The following is a 19,545-nucleotide window of genomic DNA, read 5'->3' as shown; positions in this document are numbered from 1 at the left end:
GGTTACACCTCCACATCATACTGTTCATAATCTTTACGCAGTGGATGGCCAACCCAATCTTCTCCAAGCATGATCCGGTGTAAATCCGGATGTCCTATAAATTTAATGCCGAGTAAATCGTATGCTTCACATTCAGGCCAGTTCGCTCCGGCCCAGAGTGGCTGCAAGGATTCGATTGTTGGTTCATCTCGGTCAATCTTCACTTTCAATGCCACCGATTGCCGGTTTTTGTATGAGTATAAGTGAACATAGACTTCCATATGTGTTTCAAAATCTGTTCCATGCAGCTCTGACAGATAATCAAACCCAAGCAGCTCATTATATTTTAAAAATTGAGCTACTTTGAAATATGTATCATGCTTCGCTACAAGTGTCGGAACATCTTTGGAAAGTTTATTAATATAAGAATCTTCTAAAACATCTGGTCCTAAGTGTTCCGCAATTACTTTCACATACTTATCTAAGTATGGCTGATTAACAGATGGCTTCACCTCAGCTGCCGGTTCCGCTGCAGCGCCAGTTTTCCCGCCTGCTGCCGCTTTTGCTTTGGCTGCCGCCGCTGCTTTCGCCTTCGCTGCCGCAATTGCTTTTGCCTTTTCATCATCGCCGCCTGCATCGGCTGCATCGGTTCCAGCTGCCTTGGCCTTTGCGGCTGCCGCTGCCTTGGCTTTCGCTGCCGCGGCGGCTTTAGCTTTGGCCGCTGCTGCTGCCTTCGCTTTGGCGTCATCTCCAGTTGGTGCATCTTCCGTTGCCGAAGTGTCACCGCCAGCTAATTCCATTGCTTTGCGTTTCGCTGCTGCCGCCGCTTTTGCTTTCGCCACTGCGGCTGCCTTTTTCTTTGCGAGGTCATCGGAATCGTCTGCTGGTTCAGAGGTAATTTCCTCGGCCGGTGTCGTACCGTTTGCTAATTCCATTGCTTTGCGTTTTGCTGCCGCCGCTGCTTTTGCCTTTGCCACTGCGGCCGCCTTTTTCTTCGCGAGGTCGTCCGTATCATCACCTGAAGTGGTTTCCGCTGCCTGAACCGGTGCTTCCTCAGCTGTGTTCTCTTCGTCGGCGGCTCCTTCGCGCTTCTTTTTCGCTAATGCTGCTGCTTTAGCCTTGGCCGCTGCTGCTGCTTTTTTCTTCGCAAGGTCATCTGTATCATTACTAGAAGCTGGTTCTGCCGTTTGAGCTGGCGGCTCCACCGCCGCAGGGGCTTCCTCTTCTATGATTCCTTCACGCTGCTTTTTCGCTAACGCTGCCGCTTTTGCTTTCGCCGCTGTTGCTGCTTTTTTCTTGGCGAGATCATCGGCGTTGCCCGCACTCGCCGCCGGGGCTGATGCTGGTGCGTCCTCCTGTTTCTGTGCCGGTGGTGGTGGTGGCGCAGATCCGCCTGCCTCCTTCGCCTGACGCCTAGCTAAAGCTTCAGCCTTGGCCTTTGCGGCCGCCTCTTTCTTTAATTGTTCGAGATCCTTCTCCCCACTCATCGGTTAGATCACCTTCTTCCCAGTCTTCGCTTCGTAACGAATTTTATCCTTTAACTTATTGATTCCGTATATTAAAGCGGCAGGGTTTGGCGGACATCCTGGGATATAGACATCCACTGGGACTATCTGATCGACTCCTTTAACCACGGAATACGATTTTACATACGGCCCGCCTGCAGTCGCACAAGAACCCATCGCAATTACCCATTTCGGCTCTGGCATTTGATCGTATAGGCGGCGTAAAATTGGCGCCATTTTTTTCGTAACCGTACCAGAGACAATCATACAATCCGATTGCCGCGGCGACGTACGGAAAATCGTCCCAAACCGGTCAAGGTCATAGTTCGCGCCCCCAGTACCCATCATCTCAATCGCACAACAAGCCAGACCAAATGTCATCGGCCACAAAGAATTACTCCGTGCCCATGCCTTAATTTGCTCCAGCGTGGCAAAAAATACATTTCGTTCTAATTCTCTTATTTCATCCGGTGTGAAGTCTTCTAGTCTTAAATCCATTGTAACACCTTCTTCTTCCAAGCATACACAAGGCCAAGTAAAAGCATCGCCACAAAAATCAACATCTCAACGAGTGCAAAAATCCCAAGCTTATCATAAGCCACCGCCCACGGATATAAAAACACAGTTTCTACATCAAAAATAACAAACATCAGGGCAAAAATATAATAGCGGACATTGAACTGCACACGCGAATCGTGAAATGGCTCAATACCGCTTTCATAGGTGGTATTCTTCGCATCACTCGGATTATTTGGACGCAGAAGTTTCCCAAAATATAACGCCACCACAGGCAGCAGCACACCAAGACATAGGAACACAAAAACTATCAGATAATTATTCTGATATACATTAAGTTCCATGTCTATCCCCTCCAATGTTGTAAATTTTCATATTAATTAAATATGTAACCGAATTCATTATAGCATTGTTACAAACCCCTGTCGACAAGCCAACTTTATAAAAAAATTGGATTTCTATCGCCGCGACAATTCCCCATTTTTAGCCTCGTGAGAGCTCGCTCTCACAAAGAGGCTAAAAATGGGGAATTTCGCAAGCTGGAGCGTTAGCGGAAGCGCAATGTGCGAAAGCACATGGCGATAGAAATTCAATTTTCACCCTAAACTTGTCTTACGACACGGGTCCCCTCCCCCTGAGCGTTTGCGTGATCTCGCAGAGAAGCTCCCCTGAAAAACATCAGAGATGACGCAAGAGCGAACCAGCTAGAACTAATCCAAAGAGCCGCTTTAGGTGCACGTGATCTGGAGCGTAAGCGGAAGATGACGTGCATAGATAAGGGTTCGCAAGAACCCAAGAATATGCTAATTCCTTCGCCCCTTATCCACTATTCAACAATAATTTTGTCGATATTGTCTGTGAGATTTGTCATCAAATATTCACTTTTCTTTCCTTTTCAAAAAATCCAACAATAATCACTTTCTTTCGACAAAAAACCACACCAACTTGTTATATTGCTAGAATATTAACCAATTACGGACAGCCCAACTGCATATCCATTTCCCCTATCATCATATGCAAAATTCAGCCCTTCATTCCATTGGTCGAAAAAACTGAGACTTTATCACCACTAAATAAAATTTACTAACAGTTCATCTATCATTTTCCATCTCCTTTTGGGGCCTTTCACATAAAAGCCAGTCGCAAGACTGGCCCAACAAATATCTTCCTTTTCATGGGGACAAAGAAGAGAGCTCCCGCCTAGTAGCTGTCCTCATGACGGCTCCATGAAGACAAAATGAGCGCTTCCATCCAGTTTCTGTCCTCATGACGGTTCCATGAAGACAAAAATAAGAGCTCCCATCCAGTTTCTGTCCTCATGACAACTCCATGAAGACAAACATAAGAGCTCCCATCCAGTTTCTGTCTTCATGATAGCTCCATGAGGACAAAAAAAGAGCGTCTCCATAAAACGCTCCCCCCTGACAACCTATATACCTTTCGCCACCTTAGTCTTACCAACCTTATACCCCTTACCAATCATCTCCTGTACAAGATGAACGGTCACATAAGCATGCTCATCCACTGCATAAATCAAATTCTTCAACTGAACAATTTCCTGCCTATTAATCACGATATACAGCACATCCTTATTATCACCGGTATAACCGCCGCGTCCCTCTAAAACGGTAATTCCTCGTGATAACCTATTTGTAATCGCATCCAACACCAATTCAGATGAATTCGAAATAATCAGGACAGCCACCTTTTCTTCTAGGCCTTCCACAATAAAATCGATCGCCTTAGCGCCTAAGTAAACCGCAATCAACGTATACATCGCTTTCCCCAGCCCAATGATAAACACCGAGCCGGTCACGACGATCAGATCAATCGCCAAAATACTCTTCCCCATACTCCAGCCAAGAAACTGGTTGGCCAGCCTCGCTAAAATCGTCGTCCCTCCCGAGGTTCCCCCGGCACGAAAAATAATCCCTATGCCGCCTCCTACCAACAAACCGGCAAAGATGGCCGCTAATAACGTATCGTCTGTCAACTGTTTTCCCGATGCCTCTGTCAGATACAGAAACAAAGAACAGGAAAAAGTGGAAAATAACGTATAAATAATAGCCCTTTTTTCCAAAAACCTCATTCCTACCAAAACAAGCACCGTATTGAGGACAAAATTCACAATCCCAGGCGACCAATGGAAAACATAGTGAAAAACGATCGTCAAGCCGATAATCCCGCCTTCTGATAACAAGTTTGGAATGGTAAAATAGTTAATCCCAATTGAAAAAATAAGCGAACCTAGCAAAATGTATAAACAATCTTGGATTGTTTTCCTCATCGCGCTCTACTTCCCCATATCAAATTCCGAATGTCTTTTTAAAACTACTGCTGGAAGATGAATTTATAGCTATCACCTAAAATAAACTGTTTCCCGCGATGGACAGGCTCGTCGTTTTCATCATAAACAGTCGTTTCCATATAAAATAGTGGCTCGCCGCTTGAAGTATTAAGTAATTGCACCTCATCCTCTGATGCCCGGACAATCTCCAGCGTAGTCTCCCAGGAACCACGCGGCTTAATATTCAACTTTTCTTCAATCACTTTATAAACAGAACCCTCTAAATCCTCATTCAGTAAGATATGAAATTTTTTATAGGAGTAATAATTATTTTCAATCATAATCGGAGAATCTCCAGCATAGCGGACCCGCTGAATAAATAACAGAGCATCCCCCTCTTCAAGCTGCAGCAGCTCTTTATCCTTAGCCGTTGGCTGGACAATTTCCTTTTTAATCACTTGACTGCTCGCTGTCAGACCATTCGCTTTACAAGCATCACTAAAGCTTAAAAAATGGACAATCTTCCGCTCAATTTTCCGTTTGTTAACGAACGTCCCTTTGCCCTGCCGCTTCACCAGGAACCCATCTTCAACCAGCTCAAGAATCGCCTTTCTGACGGTAATCCTGCTGATTTTATATTCTTCACTTAATTCTGCTTCCGTTGGGATTTTATCCCCGTACTTTAAATCCCCATTCAAGATGGAGCTGAGAAGTGACTCCTTCAATTGAATATATAAAGGAATCTGGTCATCCTGTCTTAGCATTACAATCACCTGCCTAATTTTCTTATTAACAAACTATAAAGGGAGGAAAGCCCCTCCCTCGAGAACATTTAGGTCCAACTGCTTATTCTATTGTTACTTACCAGTATATATAAATAATTTCCAGCTATCAATTTGTTTCAATCGGCTAACACCCCTGAAAGCACGTCCAACGTCCGTTCCATCGCCTTATCCGGGTTCTGCACATATTGATAGGATGTATACTCTAATGTGAGCGATCCCCGATAACCATGCTGACTTAACTGATCAATATATTTTTGCAGTGGTAAGACCCCGTCTCCCCACACCAAATGGCCTTCCGGTTTCCCGTCAATAAAATGAATATGGACAATCTCGTCTTTAAGGATGCTGAAATAATCATTGAAGTCTTCATTAGCCAGAGCCATCGGAATCGTGTCAATCATCCCTTTGAGGAAAGGATTATTTACTTCCTTTAGCATCGCTTTTAACGAATTCGCATCGTTAATGATATTGGATTCTACTCTTGTCAATGGTTCAAGCGCGAGGGTTACCCCGAGCTCACCGGCAACCGTTGATAATTTTTCCAACGAATCTCTCGTTCTCTTCCACGCCTCATGTCGATCTTCATTTTCATAACCCCAGCCTGGCGTAACTAATAGTAATGGCGCCTCTAATTCTGTTGCGGCCTCCGCCGATTTGATGAAATATTGGATACTTCTTTCCCGAATGCCATCCTCTTTGGCCGCAAGATTGATTGGATACACACACTGTTCCGGTGTAAAGCAGACCACCGATAAGTTTCTTCTATCAATCTCTCTTTTTATATTTTTCATATCCCTGAGTTTTAGATCATCTACATAAAAGTGAGGGGATGCTCCCCATAATTCAATATTTTTGCATTCATATCGAACCATTGCATCTAAAAAGTATTCCAAAGGATAGTGCTTATAATGGAAGTTCATTCCCGTAATTTGATCCCTCGTAATCTTTGACATTTCCCCATCCCCTTCACTTCATCCTGTAATTTTATTTAATAAGATATTCAAAGTTAATATAACATTATAATATGTTATAAGTCAATTTAATATTAGTGTCTGTTAAAATATAAAATTTAATTTTCAAAAGAGATTGACAATTTATATCATGTATAATACTATAACATCATATAATGTATTATTATATGTTAGACCAAACAGTCCTAAGGAGGAAAAATGAATGGTAAACTCACAAGTAGTTGTAGATCCACAGGTAAAAAACGTGTTAGATGCTTTGAAAGGGCGTACAATTAACCACGTATACTTTGTTGCATGCGGCGGTTCCTCTGCTATCATGTATCCGAACAAATATATCATGGACCGAGAAGCAAAAAACATTCCTTCTGATGTATACAGCTCCAATGAATTCATTCATCGCAACCCTAGAAAACTTGGCGAAAATTCACTCGTGATTCTTTGCTCGATGTCAGGTACCACTCCAGAAACCGTAAAGGCAGCTGAATTTGCCCGTCAAAAAGGTGCATTAACAGTTGGGTTCACCAACGAACCAACCTCCCCACTCGCACAGGAAAGTGAATTCGTTGTTAAATACGAATGGGGCGTTGAATCCGTTGCCTTCAATACCAACTTAGGCTTACTATATCAACTAACGATGGGTGTTCTAAACGTCTTAGAAGGAAACGATAAGTTTGACAAAATGGTCAATAGCTTAGCCAATACCCAAGCCGCTTTTGAAAAAGCCGGCAAGCAATTTGCAGATCGAGCTCAACAATTTGGGCAGGCATATAAGGATGAAAAAGTGATCTATACAATGGCTAGCGGAGCCAACTATGGAATCGCCTATTCCTACACTACTTGTATTCTATTAGAAATGCAGTGGATCCACTCTAATGCCATTCACTCAGGTGAATACTTCCATGGTCCATTTGAAATCATTGATGAAGAAGTACCATTTATTATCCTAGTTGGCTTAGATGAAACACGTCCATTAGATGAAAGAGCCTTAGACTTCTCGAAAAAATATGGTAAAAAGCTCGTCGTGTTAGATGCAAAAGAGCTTGATTTAGAAGGCATTGACGAAGAGTTAAAAGGCTATATCGCACCATTGGTATTAAATTACGTTCTGCGCCGCTATGCCGAACAATTAGCAGATGCTCGTAATCACCCGCTTTCAAAAAGAAGATATATGTGGAAAGTAGAATATTAGTAAAAGCGGAAGCTCCCTAAGTTACAGACTTAGGGAGTTTTCTTATGGGGTTCTGTTCATTTTTATTTTTAAAATGATTGAACCAGTCTTTTCATATACTGAAGTAGCAATCATATTTGTCTTTCGGTCAATGAACCTCCTTTTCATTAACCGAGCAAGCTAGTATAATCCCTTTTGGGGGATTATGTCCGTATAATTGTGTAAAAAAATAGGTCATCCTCATGACCCGTGTTACAATGTTTTCGACCAAGAAACCATTTTATACGGAGGACATGATGATGACCCAAATAAATATTACTATAAATTTAGAAGATCTCAAAGGGAAAATTGAAAATAGCTCTTTAGAATCACCCGTCAAAGCGTCACTTGCACTTATCTTAAATTCGTTAATGGAAAAAGAGAGAGACGAATATATCAATGCTCTTTCCCATGAAAGAACAGAAGAACGTAGAGGCTATCGAAACGGATATTATGAGCGAGAATTGATGACTGGGGCTGGTTCACTTAAGTTAAAAGTGCCTAGAACTAGAGACGGTGAATTTTCTACTACTATTTTTGAAAAGTTTAAACGCTGCGATCAAGCATTAATTCTATCCATGGTTGAAATGGTAGTAAACGGTGTTTCTACACGTAAAGTTACTAAAATTGTAGAAGAATTATGTGGGAAAAGTGTCTCCAAATCTCTCGTCTCTAACTTAATTAAAACTTTAGATCCTGCCATTAATGAGTGGAGAAACCGACCGCTAAACGTACACTATTACCCTTATATTTACGTGGATGCCATGTACATTAAAGTCCGAGAAAACAAGCAAGTGGTTTCAAAAAGTGTTCATATTGCTGTTGGCGTAAACGAGGGTGGCCATAGAGAAATAATTGGTCTAAAGGTCAATCACACGGAGTCCACAGAAAGCTGGTCTGCCTTCTTTGAATATTTAAAATCCAGAGGACTTCAATCCCCTAAAATGGTCATTTCTGATGCTCATGGTGGATTAGTTTCATCAATTAAAGAATCATTTCTAGGCACTTCATGGCAACGCTGTACTGTCCATTTTATAAGAAACCTCTTGGATTCCTTGCCGAAAAAAGGAACTGCTGAAGCTCGCCAAGAGCTAAAAGATTTGTTTAAAAACTCAGAAATGGATGTTATTAGGGACCTAAAAAATCGGTTTGTAGAAAAGTATCAGGATACCAAAGGTTTTTCCAAAGCCATAGAAATCTTAGAAAATGGGTTTGAGGATGCTATCCAGTTTATTGCCCATCCGGTCGAATATCATATAAGCTTACGTACCACTAATATGCTAGAACGATTAAACCAAGAAGTTCGAAGAAGAGAAAGAGTTATTCGTATTTTTACAAATGATCAGTCTGCAATAAGAATTATTGGTTCAGTATTAATGGATATTAATGAAGAATGGACGAGTAAGAATTACCCTTATTTAAAGAAATCAAAAGAAAACTAACTCGCTATCAATATAGAGTGTAAAGCCTAATTTCGAATTGACATTGAGCCTCCGGTGGGCATGAAGAACAGCCAGGAAGCCAGGAGTTTAACAACCCCTGGCTTGCCCTCCAGGCTATCATGCCCACCCCTCAATGTAAATTCGAAATAAGCTTGTTCACTATAATTGTACTTTTTAAATTGGTGTGAAAACATTGTTGATACTTTTACACAATTAAATGGACTTGACTTTTTGGGGCAATGAAACGCCCTTTTATTTACCAAACTAGCTCTCATTTTCCTTTTTGGGGCAATGAAACCACCTTTCATTTACCGAACTAGCTCCCATTTTCCTTTTTGGGCAATGAAACGACCTCTCATTTACCAAACTAGCTCCCATTTTCCTTTTTGGGCAATGAAACGACCTCTCATTTACCGAACTAGCTCCCATTTTCCTTTTTCGGGCAATGAAACGACCTTTCATTTACCGAACTATCTCCCATTTTCCATTTTGGGGCAATGAACTTATTAACTTGCACTTTTTATAAATAATGGGACTATGATAGAGAAGAACCTGTTCGATATGAACAAGTTCCTTCATTTCCTATACAGTGATCCGTTTCCCACGCTTTTTCCCGTGACCGAAAGCACCAAAGCGCTGGCATGTTTCAGCCGCTGCCGCCGCACCCTTTTCCATCGCCTCCTCGGCGTTCCCGGACAAGACATATTCTTTTAAAAAGATTGCCACAAAGGTATCACCGGCACCAAGTGTATCAACTACCTCTGTCTCTACGATCCCATGCTTATATAACCTTTTAGAATCGGAGAACAAAGATCCTTCTGAACCTCTGGTCACAATAATATTCGGTGTCCCCAGTTGGTGAACACGCGCGATTAGCGTTTCACACTCCTCGTTCGTTAAGTCACCGCCAGAAAAAATTGCATATTTTATATAGGGGCAGACAAGCTCTAAATAGTCGTCATCATATTTCGTTGAAAAATCAAACGAGATATCAATATACTGCTGCAATAATGGCAATTCTTTTTCCAAATGGCTGAATACGCTTGTATGGAGCAGCGAGAACGTGCTGATAAACGCTAGTTCGGATTCAGAAAAGTTCAATTTCAGCTCTTTCTGGACACCCCCTTTATTCGAGCCGACAAACTTACGGTCGCCCTGTTCATCCAGCGTAACAACCGCCTCACCAGAAGCCCCAAACACTTTTCTTACCCGGGAAACATCAATTTGTTCCTGTGCTAACGAGCTGACAATATGCTCGCCTTCTTCGTCATTTCCGACGATGCCAATATATGAAACGGCCTCTACACCATAACGCTTCCAAAAAACAGCCACATTAACGGCATTCCCGCCGGGGAACATTTCCTCCCGATCTTCATAATAATCGACTACATTATCTCCAACCGCTATTAATCTCATTAATTGTCCCTCCCATTAGTAAATAAGAAGGTGTCCCAAAAGTATAACTTTTAGGGGGCACCTTCTTTTTTATACATTCAATTAGTCTGTTAATCTCCGCTCCAGGTGCTTCGCTTTCCGCGGGCGGAACGGGAAGCCTCCTCGGCGCTTCGCTCCTGCGGGGTCTCCCCTGCCCCGTACTCCCGCAGGAGTCTTCGCGCCTTCCGCTCCAATCAACAGAGTGTGCAAAAATTATTCATCAACCACCTTTTGGGTCAGCCTCTTACACTTTTAATATGCTACCGTACGATAATATCTTCTAATCTCTAACGAGTGATTCCGTTTATCCTCGAGGTGAACGCTAAGTCTTTGTAGAAGAGTAGACGTCACAATTGGTGATAAATACTTTCGAAATTCCGAACTGATTCCCTCTAGTGCATAGTCTTTTGTATCAAGCACCGTCAATTTCTTTGTATACTGTTCAGCAAACTGCTCCACACGATTCATTAGTGGACGAGTTTCATCTTCCCCTTTTAATAGAATCATGCTGGTATCTTCTTCAACCAACTCCAAAGTGCCATGGAAGAACTCCGCTGCATGGATCGATTTCGTTTTAATCCACTGCATTTCTTCCAATACACACATCGCATAAGAGTAAGCCCTGCCCCATGTGGTTCCTGAACCGACCACCATATGGTATGGTTCATCCTTATAAACAATCGCAAACGCTTCTGCTTTAGGCTCAAATTTTTCCTTTGCCTCGATTAACTTTTCTGGAAGTAATTCAAGCTGTGCGGCAAATCTTTCATATTCAGGGAAATCGCCATTTTTATGCATCAGTCTAAAAATAAGGTGGAAGAGCACCAATTGATTGGAATCACTGGCAAAATCATTTTCAGCAAAGTTGACTAATGGAAAGTCTACTGTGTCAGCAAGTGGCTTATTGTATTCACCTGTTATGCCAATAGTCGTTGCGCCTCTTTCTTTACAATATTTCGCTGCGGCAACCGTCTCCTCTGTCGTTCCTGATAAAGAAGATAGAATGACTAGTGACTCTTCACTTAATTGTTTATGGTTTTGTAAAATAAATTCTGCCGCAATCTCCGCATAGGCTGGAATGGTCGATGTTGAGTTCACTATAAATTCAAATGGATAGAAGGTCGCGACTGCACCGCCAGATCCGATTAAGAAGAGGTTTTTAAAGCCCTTTTCATAGATTTTATCTACTACTCTTTCAATTTCTGCTCTCAGCCCAATGGCTCCACCTGTCACCTTTAAATACTTTTCTCTGCTAAAATTCAACATTGCGTCCACTCCCTATTATTATTTTTAAGCATTTAAATTTGGCTGTTGATTTCCTCTCCAGGCGCACGCCTTCCGATCCAATCAACAGAGTATAAAAACAATTTCGGTAACAGAACTTATTTTTTAAAAATTACCCCTTCACACTGCCCTCGGCTAAGCCGCGGACAAAGTATTTCTGCATCATGAGGAAGATGGCAATCAGCGGGACAGCGGAAATGACCAAACCAGCCATCAATACACCCCAGTTCGTACTTAAGGCACCTTTAAACACTAACAGTCCAGAGGTAATCGGTTTAACGTCTTCTGTTTGAATAAAGAGAATCGAAAATAAAAACTCATTCCAAGCGTAATAAGCGGTTAAAATTACACCCGTGAACAGAATCGGTCTGCTCATTGGCAGGAATATCTTTGTAAACACCTTGAAGCTGTTCGCCCCATCAAGGTAAGCAGATTCCTCTAACTCTTTCGGAATCGAAAGGAAAAAAGAACGAATTAACAGCACTGTTAAAGGAATGCGGTAGGCCGTAAACGTTAGAATTAATGCCCAGTAGGTATCAAAGATTCCCAGTTTTTGAACCAGCTCATAGAGCGGAATTAAACTGCTTTGCGGTGAAAACATCAACCCCGCTGAAACAAACAAGAGCAGGAACTTGCCGCCTCTGATTTGAAAACGGGTTAACCCATACGCACACAGAGCACTTACTAACACCGTCAACAAACAGGTCCCGCCCGTGATAATCAAACTGTTCATGAAGTAGCTGGAAACCCCTTGTTCCCAAGCCGTCGTATAATTTGAAAACAGCCATTCTTTTGGAAGCCCCCAGCTGTCGTTAAAAATAGCAGCCGTCGTTTTAAAAGAGTTAATGACCATCCAAAACAAGGGATAGGCAATCGCCGCAAAGTAAAGGAGTAAAAAGAGAAAGATCAATCCGGTAACGATGGAAAAACCAGACTTGCGTTTAGTAGATTTCAAGTTTAGAGCGGCAATTTTCCCAAGCTTTCCTTCTTGTTGTACTGAATCTCCCTGTGATTCCACCAGCTTCATTTTTACTCCTCCCCTGTTTTTAAGAATTTATTCTGGACAAAATAAAAGATGAGCGTGATCCCAAGAATCACGTTTGCGATCGCTGAAGCAAATCCTGGTTCATTATCAATAAACGCTTTTTGATAGAGATATGTACTAAAAACCTGTGATGAGTTCCCCGGACCACCACTCGTTAATACATACACTTCACTAAAAACTAAGAACGATCCTGTCACTGTATAGATTAATAGAACAAAGGTCATTTCTTTTACTTGTGGAACAGTAATGCTGAAGAATGTACGAATCTTCCCAGCCCCATCGATGGTGGCTGCTTCATATAATTCTCCAGGAACCTTTTGCACCGCTAGCACATACAACATGACCGCATATCCAATACTTTGCCATTGAGAGACAAAAATCACTGCAAAGATCGCCGTTTTGGGGTTGCCCAGCCAGCCCTCTGCCAAATCTCCTAATCCGATGAGTCGTAAAAAACTATTTAGTAAGCCTACTTCAGGATTGTAAATAAAACTAAACAGGATTCCAATGACCGTCATCGAGATGAGAACCGGTATAAAAAAGGTTGTCCGGAAGAAGGTAGAAAATCTCCTGAAAATCTTATCCTCCAGTACTGCAGCAATTACTAACCCAAGACCAACCTGCATAATCACAGAGATCACCGCGTATAACAGATTGTTTTTTATCACTGTGTAAAAAAGAGGATCTTTAAAGAGTCGTAGATAATTATCTAGGAACACAAAGCTTCTATCTGATGTAAATGGGTTCCATTCATAGAAGCCATTTACTACATTTCGAACTAATGGGTAGTATACAAATAAAGCCAGCATCATTAAGGCCGGTGCCATGTAAAGAATTGGGACTATTCGTGTTCTGCGCATCTTAACCCTCCCAAACGACAAAATCTTTAGCATTCTGCCGGTTAAGAGAGTTGTTGTCTCTCTTAACCGGCACCTTTGATAGATTTGTAGATAGTTTTACTTGTTATACACTTGTTTCGCTGCTTCTTGAACACTCTTCATAACATCTGCAGGCTTCATTCCGCCGCCAAGCATCGTCTGTACTCCATCACCGTATGGTTTGAAGATTCGACTGTCTAACGCACTATCCGTCCAGATCAACATATTTTTCTGTTCCTTAATTAAATCCATTGCTTTTACTTCTTCTTTCGTTGCGCTATTCTCATTGACTGCGTCAACAACTGTGCTAGCTAATCCAGTATCTTTAATTAACTTTTCGCCATTTGCCTTAGACGTCATAAACTTCAAGAACGCCATCGCTTCTTTCGGATGAGCAGATTTACTGTGAATCATAAAGCCTTCAGGAGCACCGATTAAACCGCCCTGATCCCCTTTTGCCCCATCAATCGTTGGTACCTTAAATGTATCCCATTTAAAGGTTGCATCTTTCATATAGGTAATTTCCTGTGTTTCTAGGAATGTGATTGCTGCTTTCCCGCCCAGGAAGAGGCCTCTTGCTTCATCGTGTGCAACTGCATTTGGATCGTCGTTAAAATATGGTCTTAATTCATTTAATTTCTTTAATGCCTCTACATATCCAGGGTCGGTAAACTTGGCCCCCTGATAGCTAAGATCTTTGTCCAATACTTCCTTAGGAACTAATCGCTGATTCAAAGCCGTTACATAGTGAGCAGCAGCCCAAGGTGATTTATTTCCCAGGATGATTGGCGTTGTTCCATTCTTCTTAATCGTTGCCAATACATTCATGAACTCATCCCAAGTAGTTGGTGCTTTCAAACCCAACTTATCAAATAGATCCTTGTTGTAGAAGAACAGCTTACTGTCTGTAAAAAGCGGTACGCCATAGACTTTGTCGTCCTTTTTAAAGAAATCTACTTGCGAGCTGATTAACTGGCTAGACCACGCAGTGTCGTCTTGATAGTATTTTGTCAGATCCAACGCAACGCCATCTCTAATAAACTTTTGTCCATATTCACCAGCCCAGCTAAAAAATACATCTGGCGGATTCTGACTTCCTAGCAGAACATTTGCTTTTTGTTTATAATCATCGTTTAAGGCGGTTACTTCTTCGACCTTAATGTTAGGATTTTGTTTTTCAAACTCGGCAATAACACTTTTAAAATAGGACTTGTACGGCTCATTTGGCCAACGATAAAAAAATGTGATCGTTGTCTTTCCGTCTTTTGATGTTGAAGTAGTGCTTTTTGAGGAACATCCGATTAACAATGACATTACCAATAAAATACTGAATGCTACATTTAACCAACGTTTCACTTACATTCCCCCCAATAGATTCACTCTGGTGACAAAAGGCATTTAAACCGCTTTCATAAAAATATACCAACCTATGGATTACTTCTCCACCATCCTCCTTTGACTCATCTTGTCAGTGTATATCACCTGTTGTATTATAATATATTATGACATGTTATAACGTTTATCGTCAATATCTAAATAGCTAAAACTTTCAAACAATTTATTTCGGAATGGTAAACTCTTTTTTTATCCTTTTTCGGTTTTCGAAATTGGTATCGTACAATACTTCTTTATTAGTTTAAAATATCATAAGATCAAAGCATCTGACAGTAAAAAAATTATATATTTAATAATTTTTTTACTTGATCCTTTGGATTATAAAAGATAAAAAACCCCCCTGGTATAAACACCAGAGGGGTTTTCAGATACTTTTATAATCTTTTTTCCGATACGGCGAGGCGATTGATGGCACGCTGCAAGGCAAGCTCAGCACGTCTGAAATCCGTATGCTCAGCACGCTGCTCATTCATGCGCTGCTCAGCACGCTCCTTCGCTCTTAAAGCACGTTCCACGTCAATATCAGAGGCTAGTTCAGCTGATTGCGCCAAAATAGTCACCTGATCAGGACGGACCTCTAGGAATCCACCGCTAACTGCGACGTAATCCGTTTTTCCACCCTTTTTCAAACGAACCGCACTAATTGCAAGCGGAGCAACCAACGGAATGTGACCAGGCAAAATGCCCAGCTCACCACTCTTAGCCTTGGTACTTACCATCTCTACTTCAGACTCATACACCGGGCCATCGGGAGTAACAACACTGACTTTTACCGTCTTCATTTTTTACCCTCCTGGCAAACTTTAAGCTTCTACACCCAAGCGTTTTCCGGCCTCAACCACTTCTTCAATACGTCCAACTAAACGGAACGCATCTTCTGGAAGATGGTCATACTTACCTTCAAGGATTTCCTTGAAACCTCTAACCGTTTCCTTAACAGGAACATACGAACCTGGCTGGCCAGTGAACTGTTCTGCTACGTGGAAGTTTTGTGATAAGAAGAATTGTACACGACGTGCACGAAGTACCACTAACTTATCCTCATCAGAAAGTTCATCCATACCAAGGATGGCAATGATATCCTGTAATTCACGGTAACGTTGTAATGTTGATTGAACTTGGCGTGCTACATTATAGTGCTCTTCGCCAACAATTTCAGGTGACAATGCACGTGAAGTGGATGCAAGTGGATCCACCGCTGGGTAGATACCCATCTCAGAAAGCTTACGCTCAAGGTTTGTTGTTGCATCCAAGTGTGCGAAAGTCGTAGCCGGCGCCGGGTCCGTATAGTCATCGGCTGGTACGTAAATCGCTTGGATTGATGTAACAGAACCTTTGTTAGTAGATGTGATACGCTCTTGTAATTTACCCATTTCAGTTGCAAGCGTTGGCTGGTAACCTACGGCAGATGGCATACGGCCAAGTAGCGCGGAAACCTCAGAACCTGCCTGCGTGAAACGGAAGATGTTGTCCATGAAGAAAAGAACGTCCTGTCCTTGCTCATCACGGAAATATTCAGCCATGGTTAAACCAGTCAAGGCAACACGCATACGTGCTCCTGGCGGCTCGTTCATTTGTCCGAATACCATTGCTGTTTGCTTGATAACGCCTGAATCAGTCATTTCGTGGTAAAGGTCATTACCTTCACGAGTACGCTCACCGACACCAGCAAACACGGAAATACCGCTGTGCTCTTGGGCGATGTTATTAATTAATTCCTGGATTAAAACGGTTTTACCTACTCCGGCACCACCAAACAGACCGATTTTACCACCTTTGATATATGGTGCAAGAAGGTCTACTACCTTAATACCAGTTTCGAGGATTTCAACCTCAGTAGAAAGATTTTCAAACGTTGGAGCTTCGCGGTGAATCGAATCACGGCGGGCACTTGCTGGAATATCTTCTTTAAGGTCAATGGCATCACCCAATACGTTGAATACACGGCCAAGTGTTACATCGCCAACCGGTACTGAAATGGGTCTGCCTGTATCTTCAACTTCCGCATTACGAGTTAAACCGTCAGTAGAAGACATTGCAATTGTACGAACTGTATCATCACCTAAATGAAGGGCTACTTCAAGGGTTAAGTTGATTCCAACTTCTGATTCAGTACGCGTTGTGTTTACAATTTTCAATGCGTTATGGATTTCAGGAAGCTGACCGCTTTCGAACTTAACGTCAACAACCGGACCCATAATCTGAAGAACGCGTCCTTTGTTCATCATGTTCCCTCCTATCTTACTCTTTCAAAAAGAGTCCGGGAATAATTGACTCATTCCCGCGACTGCTTATATCTGTGTCCCCAAAAGGGAATTTTTTTTTTCAAAAATTTAAGACCGTACAGCCAGAAACCTATTATTCAAGCGCCGCCGCACCGCCAACGATTTCGGTAATTTCTTGGGTAATCGATGCCTGACGGGCACGGTTGTAGCTTAGTGTATAGTTCTTAATTAATTCCTTGGCATTATCGGTTGCATTTCTCATTGCAGTCATCCGTGCGGCATGCTCACTTGCTTTACTGTCAAGCAGTGCGCCGTAGATTAAGCTTTCAGCATACTGCGGCAGGAGAACTTCCAAAATTTCTTCGGCTGATGGCTCAAATTCATAGGAAGTGAGCTTTGAAGAAGTGGTTAAATCCGATAATGGAAGCAGTTTCTTCTCCGTAACCTCTTGAGAAATCGCACTTATATAATGGTTGTAAAACACATATAATTCATCAAAGGTTCCATCTTCAAACATACCGACGGTTGAACTAGTTAGGTCTTTAATGTCACTAAAGTTCGGCTGATCGGATACGCCGACGATTTCCTGCGCTACATTCATACCGCGCTTTACGAAAAAGTCGCGGGCAATACGGCCAATCGTAATAATCGCGAATTCATCATTCGATTGATGACGGCTTTGAATGGTTTGGGTCACACGGCGGATAACGTTACTGTTGAATGCACCAGCAAGGCCACGGTCAGATGTGATAACAATATAACCGGTTTTCTTAACAGGACGAGCTTTTAGCATCGGGTGATTCACACCTTTAGAGCCAATTGCAATCGACGCTGTTACTTCCTGGATCTTCTCCATGTAAGGTACAAATGCTTTCGCATTTATTACACCGCGGTTCCATTTAGCAGCCGAAGTCATCTCCATCGCTTTTGTGATTTGACTCGTCTTTTTTGTTGAAGTAATACGCTGTTTTATGTCACGTAATGAAGCCATAGGTTCTCACCACCCTTTTTCAAAGAATGTCTGGTTAAAGCCGTGCGGCGGACCGCACAGCCTCCCCTTTCAATATGTCAGACCCTATTATTCGGAAACTGCAAACGTCTTTTTGAAGTCGTTGATTGCAGAAGCCATATCCTCATCAGAAGGAAGATCCTTCGTTTTAGTAATATGGTCTAACAATTCTTTGCGGTTGTGGTCTAACCAGTTATGGAAATCAGATTCAAAGCGGCGAACATCCTGTAATGGGATATCATCAAGGAAACCGCGTGTTAATGCATAAAGGATTACAACTTGTTTTTCAACTGAAAGCGGCTTGTGAAGATCTTGCTTAAGAACTTCAACCGTACGAGCACCACGGTTAAGCTTCGCTTGTGTTGCCTTATCAAGGTCTGAACCGAACTGAGCAAATGCTTCTAATTCACGGTATGAAGCAAGGTCAAGACGCAGTGTACCTGCTACCTTCTTCATCGCTTTGATTTGCGCCGATCCACCTACACGTGATACGGAAAGACCTGCGTTGATCGCCGGACGAACACCGGAGAAGAATAGGTCAGATTGTAAGAAAATTTGTCCATCAGTGATGGAGATAACGTTTGTTGGGATATAAGCAGAAACGTCACCTGCTTGTGTTTCAATGAATGGCAATGCTGTGATCGAACCAGCGCCAAGCGTATCGTTAATTTTCGCAGCACGCTCGAGCAAACGGCTGTGCAGATAGAATACGTCCCCTGGATATGCTTCACGGCCTGGAGGACGGCGTAGTAACAAGGAAAGCTCACGGTATGCAGCAGCTTGCTTAGAAAGATCATCGTATACGATTAATACGTGCTTGCCATCATACATGAACTCTTCTGCCATCGCAACACCTGCGTATGCAGCCAGGTATAAAAGCGGTGCTGGCTGTGATGCAGAAGCTGTTACAACGATCGAGTAATCTAATGCGCCATACTTACGAAGGGTTTCAACTGCGTTACGAACCGTTGATTCCTTCTGACCGATAGCAACATAAATACAGATCATGTTTTGACCTTTTTGATTTAAGATGGTGTCGATTGCAACAGATGTTTTACCTGTTTGACGGTCACCAATGATTAATTCACGTTGACCGCGTCCGATTGGAACAAGCGCGTCAATCGCTTTAATACCTGTTTGAAGCGGCTCATGAACGGATTTACGAGCCATAACACCAGGAGCAACTGCTTCAATTGGGCGGGTTTTCGTAGTATTAATTGGACCCATGCCATCAACTGGCTGTCCTAATGGGTTTACTACACGGCCAATTAGAGCTTCTCCGACTGGAACCTCCATGATGCGGCCTGTGCGGCGAACCTCGTCTCCCTCACGAATATCTGTGAAAGGTCCAAGGATGATAATACCGACGTTATTTTCTTCTAGGTTTTGTGCCATACCCATAACGCCGTTTGCAAATTCAACAAGTTCTCCGGCCATAACATTGTCGAGGCCATGAACACGAGCGATACCGTCACCGATTGAGATAACTGTACCAACATCACTCACTTGAATTTCTGCCTGATAGTTTTCAATTTGTGATTTAATCAGGGCACTGATTTCTTCAGCTTTGATGCTCATGAGTT

The 19,545-nt window shown here is 42.4% G+C and carries 17 protein-coding genes; 2 read left to right on the top strand and 15 right to left on the bottom strand.

What is annotated here, in order from left to right:
- Window positions 1-2 precede the first annotated feature (2 nt).
- The 6 genes from ACZ9EE_RS17100 to ACZ9EE_RS17075 all read right to left on the bottom strand — a co-directional run bounded on the left by ACZ9EE_RS17100 (window position 3) and on the right by ACZ9EE_RS17075 (window position 6,025).
- Window positions 3-1,466 (bottom strand): NADH-quinone oxidoreductase subunit C, encoded by a 1,464-nt coding sequence (locus ACZ9EE_RS17100; RefSeq protein ID WP_476028845.1) that lies wholly within the window; start codon window positions 1,464-1,466, stop codon window positions 3-5.
- Window positions 1,467-1,469: 3 nt separating this feature from the next.
- Window positions 1,470-1,982: a NuoB/complex I 20 kDa subunit family protein gene (locus tag ACZ9EE_RS17095; RefSeq protein ID WP_141561107.1), complete on the bottom strand. Its 513-nt coding sequence runs from the start codon at window positions 1,980-1,982 to the stop codon at window positions 1,470-1,472.
- Window positions 1,973-2,344 carry an NADH-quinone oxidoreductase subunit A gene (locus ACZ9EE_RS17090; RefSeq protein ID WP_476028842.1) on the bottom strand — a complete coding sequence of 124 codons (372 nt, stop codon included), beginning with the start codon at window positions 2,342-2,344 and terminating at the stop codon, window positions 1,973-1,975. Before ACZ9EE_RS17090 ends, ACZ9EE_RS17095 begins: the two co-directional genes overlap by 10 nt.
- A 1,085-nt stretch (window positions 2,345-3,429) precedes the next feature.
- Window positions 3,430-4,287 carry a YitT family protein gene (locus ACZ9EE_RS17085; RefSeq protein ID WP_476028840.1) on the bottom strand — a complete coding sequence of 286 codons (858 nt, stop codon included), beginning with the start codon at window positions 4,285-4,287 and terminating at the stop codon, window positions 3,430-3,432.
- A gap of 44 nt (window positions 4,288-4,331) precedes the next feature.
- A complete protein-coding gene (locus ACZ9EE_RS17080) occupies window positions 4,332-5,051 on the bottom strand; it encodes a GntR family transcriptional regulator (RefSeq protein WP_476028838.1) in 720 nt (239 codons plus the stop codon).
- A gap of 137 nt (window positions 5,052-5,188) precedes the next feature.
- Window positions 5,189-6,025 (bottom strand): sugar phosphate isomerase/epimerase family protein, encoded by an 837-nt coding sequence (locus ACZ9EE_RS17075; RefSeq protein WP_476028836.1) that lies wholly within the window; start codon window positions 6,023-6,025, stop codon window positions 5,189-5,191.
- Window positions 6,026-6,245: 220 nt separating this feature from the next.
- Here ACZ9EE_RS17075 and ACZ9EE_RS17070 point away from each other — a divergent pair, with 220 nt between their 5' ends.
- Both ACZ9EE_RS17070 and ACZ9EE_RS17065 read left to right on the top strand, forming a co-directional pair.
- A complete protein-coding gene (locus tag ACZ9EE_RS17070; RefSeq protein WP_476028834.1) occupies window positions 6,246-7,232 on the top strand; it encodes an SIS domain-containing protein in 987 nt (328 codons plus the stop codon).
- Between the two features lie 278 nt (window positions 7,233-7,510).
- Window positions 7,511-8,692, top strand: coding sequence for an IS256 family transposase (locus ACZ9EE_RS17065; protein WP_476032459.1), 1,182 nt, complete (start codon window positions 7,511-7,513; stop codon window positions 8,690-8,692).
- A gap of 582 nt (window positions 8,693-9,274) precedes the next feature.
- Here ACZ9EE_RS17065 and ACZ9EE_RS17060 read toward each other — a convergent pair.
- The 9 genes from ACZ9EE_RS17060 to atpA form a co-directional block, all read right to left on the bottom strand.
- On the bottom strand, window positions 9,275-10,108 hold the full coding sequence (locus tag ACZ9EE_RS17060; RefSeq protein ID WP_476028832.1) for a PfkB family carbohydrate kinase: 834 nt from the start codon (window positions 10,106-10,108) through the stop codon (window positions 9,275-9,277).
- A 270-nt stretch (window positions 10,109-10,378) separates the two neighbouring features.
- Window positions 10,379-11,392, bottom strand: a complete 1,014-nt coding sequence (locus tag ACZ9EE_RS17055) for an SIS domain-containing protein (RefSeq protein ID WP_476028830.1) — start codon at window positions 11,390-11,392, stop codon at window positions 10,379-10,381.
- A 130-nt stretch (window positions 11,393-11,522) separates the two neighbouring features.
- Window positions 11,523-12,437: a carbohydrate ABC transporter permease gene (locus tag ACZ9EE_RS17050; RefSeq protein ID WP_476028828.1), complete on the bottom strand. Its 915-nt coding sequence runs from the start codon at window positions 12,435-12,437 to the stop codon at window positions 11,523-11,525.
- A 2-nt stretch (window positions 12,438-12,439) separates the two neighbouring features.
- Window positions 12,440-13,315 carry a carbohydrate ABC transporter permease gene (locus tag ACZ9EE_RS17045; RefSeq protein ID WP_476028826.1) on the bottom strand — a complete coding sequence of 292 codons (876 nt, stop codon included), beginning with the start codon at window positions 13,313-13,315 and terminating at the stop codon, window positions 12,440-12,442.
- 96 nt (window positions 13,316-13,411) lie between these two features.
- Window positions 13,412-14,689 carry an ABC transporter substrate-binding protein gene (locus ACZ9EE_RS17040; protein ID WP_476028825.1) on the bottom strand — a complete coding sequence of 426 codons (1,278 nt, stop codon included), beginning with the start codon at window positions 14,687-14,689 and terminating at the stop codon, window positions 13,412-13,414.
- Window positions 14,690-15,102: 413 nt separating this feature from the next.
- Window positions 15,103-15,510, bottom strand: coding sequence for a F0F1 ATP synthase subunit epsilon (locus ACZ9EE_RS17035; RefSeq protein ID WP_476028823.1), 408 nt, complete (start codon window positions 15,508-15,510; stop codon window positions 15,103-15,105).
- A gap of 21 nt (window positions 15,511-15,531) precedes the next feature.
- A complete protein-coding gene (gene atpD / locus ACZ9EE_RS17030; RefSeq protein ID WP_476028821.1) occupies window positions 15,532-16,953 on the bottom strand; it encodes a F0F1 ATP synthase subunit beta in 1,422 nt (473 codons plus the stop codon).
- 133 nt (window positions 16,954-17,086) lie between these two features.
- A complete protein-coding gene (gene atpG, locus ACZ9EE_RS17025; RefSeq protein WP_476028819.1) occupies window positions 17,087-17,944 on the bottom strand; it encodes an ATP synthase F1 subunit gamma in 858 nt (285 codons plus the stop codon).
- 87 nt (window positions 17,945-18,031) lie between these two features.
- Window positions 18,032-19,540, bottom strand: a complete 1,509-nt coding sequence (atpA, locus tag ACZ9EE_RS17020) for a F0F1 ATP synthase subunit alpha (protein WP_476028817.1) — start codon at window positions 19,538-19,540, stop codon at window positions 18,032-18,034.
- Window positions 19,541-19,545: the final 5 nt, after the last annotated feature.

It is taken from the genome of Bacillus sp. URHA0034 (assembly GCF_056280405.1).
Note: the sequence above shows the minus strand (reverse complement) of the source record. Positions and strands in the feature narration are given on the sequence as shown.